Source organism: Micrococcus sp. LASM2_SD2 (assembly GCF_057364565.1).
In genome coordinates this window covers 1-1,469 of sequence record NZ_JBNFOB010000361.1, presented here as the reverse complement: position 1 = coordinate 1,469, position 1,469 = coordinate 1, and the positions used below count along the sequence as shown (strand labels likewise).

General features: G+C 70.3%; 2 protein-coding genes. Both read right to left on the bottom strand.

The features are described from left to right. A partial coding sequence (locus AC2W7A_RS12345) for an alkaline phosphatase PhoX (RefSeq protein WP_485991603.1) occupies window positions 1–447 on the bottom strand: 447 nt, incomplete at its 3' end. Next, entirely contained in the window at window positions 444–767 is a 324-nt protein-coding gene (locus AC2W7A_RS12340; RefSeq protein ID WP_485991602.1) for a hypothetical protein, read from the bottom strand. The genes AC2W7A_RS12340 and AC2W7A_RS12345, both read right to left, overlap by 4 nt. Between the last annotated feature and the right edge of the window lie 702 nt (window positions 768–1,469).

Below are 1,469 nucleotides of genomic sequence, written 5' to 3'. Positions count from 1 at the left end.
CGCGTGCCGGTCGGGTCGTCCTTGGTCTTGAGGAGGTCGTGGCCGGCGGCGGGGCCGGTCACGGCGAACGGGGTGAAGCCGGTGATGCGGCGGTGCGGCGGCGCCGCGGACGTACTCCCACTTGGCGCCCTGCTTGGCGCGCTTCAGGTCCACCACGGACAGGCCGTGGGCGGCGATGCCGGCGTCCACGACGTCCTTCGGGTTGGAGGCGATGTACTCCGGGGAGAACATGATGTTCTCGTTGGTGTACTCGTGGTTGGACACCATGTAGCCGGCGCGGTCGTTCCGGCCGTCCGAGATGACGTTCAGGTAGTCGCAGTTGTAGCCGAACTGGCCGGCCTGGGTGGCGCCGGTCTGCTTGGTCACGTCGAACTCGGCGGAGTCGGCGAACAGCGGGTCGCCCCAGCGGATGACCGGGGCCCAGTCGTAGCCCTCCGGCACGGTCATGGTGTCCACGGTGCGGGAGACCGGGTCGATGGCCTCGAACGGGAGCTTGCCGCCGCCCTTCGGGAAAACGGCCGTTGTCCGCGGAGGCCGGTCCCTGGGGCCTGCTGCGCGGCGCGCGCGACCACGACGGCCGCGGCCAGACCGCCCAGGCCCAGGGCCGAGCGACGGGAGATGGCGGCCTCGGCCACCGAGTGGAAGGTCTCGTTCTCGGAGCGGTTCGGAATGGGCTGGGCGCAGGCGTTGCCGCACTTCAGCTCGCAGGTGACGGCGGAGCGGTTGCCCCGGGTGTGGCCGGCCATGGGCAGGAGGCGCTTGAGCATGACGTTCCCTTCGGTGCATGGAGACGGCCCGTGAGAGGTCCGGGCCGTGAGGGGTTGCGGGGCGTCACGGTCGGGGCGCAGGGCCCTCGTGCGTGACGCACAAGGCCACTGTGTGTGTTCCGCCTCTCCGCAGACTGACCTCCGGTGAACAGTCAGGTGAACGTGCGCCGACGGTCACCTTTCGTCACGGTGGCGTGCCCTATTCGGCGGTACAGGGTGGTGCGTGTGTGTGAGGTGCGGGTGGTGCGGGCGTGCGGGCAGCTGGGTGCGGGTGGTGCGGGCAGCTGGTGCGGGTGGTGCGGGGGACGCTGATGATGCGGGGTGCAGGCGGTATGCGCAGGTATGCAGCGTGGTACACGACCCGAGCCCTGTGCGCAGGCGGGTGAAAGTGGTCGGACGTCCTTGCTGGCATCAGATCTGCCGGAATGAGGCGTCTCCCTGGGCCAGTTCCGACAACTCTGATGCCAGCTTTGACGTCCAACGAAGGAGTGGGCGACGTTGCAACGGATGCCCTGAGGCACAGCGGATGACCGGTGGTGCAGCGGGTGCTCGTGGTGTCCCACGGGTGACCGCTGGTGCAGCAGATGCCCAGGTGCGTCCAGAGCCGGCGCCAGCTGGTGCACGCGCGTGCCGGCCACCCCTCACGCCCCCTGCGCCCGGCACGGCGCTGCCCGTTCAGCCGCCTCCGCGGCGCCCCGTTCA

Coding starts and splice junctions, on each gene's coding strand:
- AC2W7A_RS12340 (WP_485991602.1), bottom strand. CDS start 767: ATGCTCAAGCGCCTCCTGCCCATGGCCGGCCACACCCGGGGCAACCGC.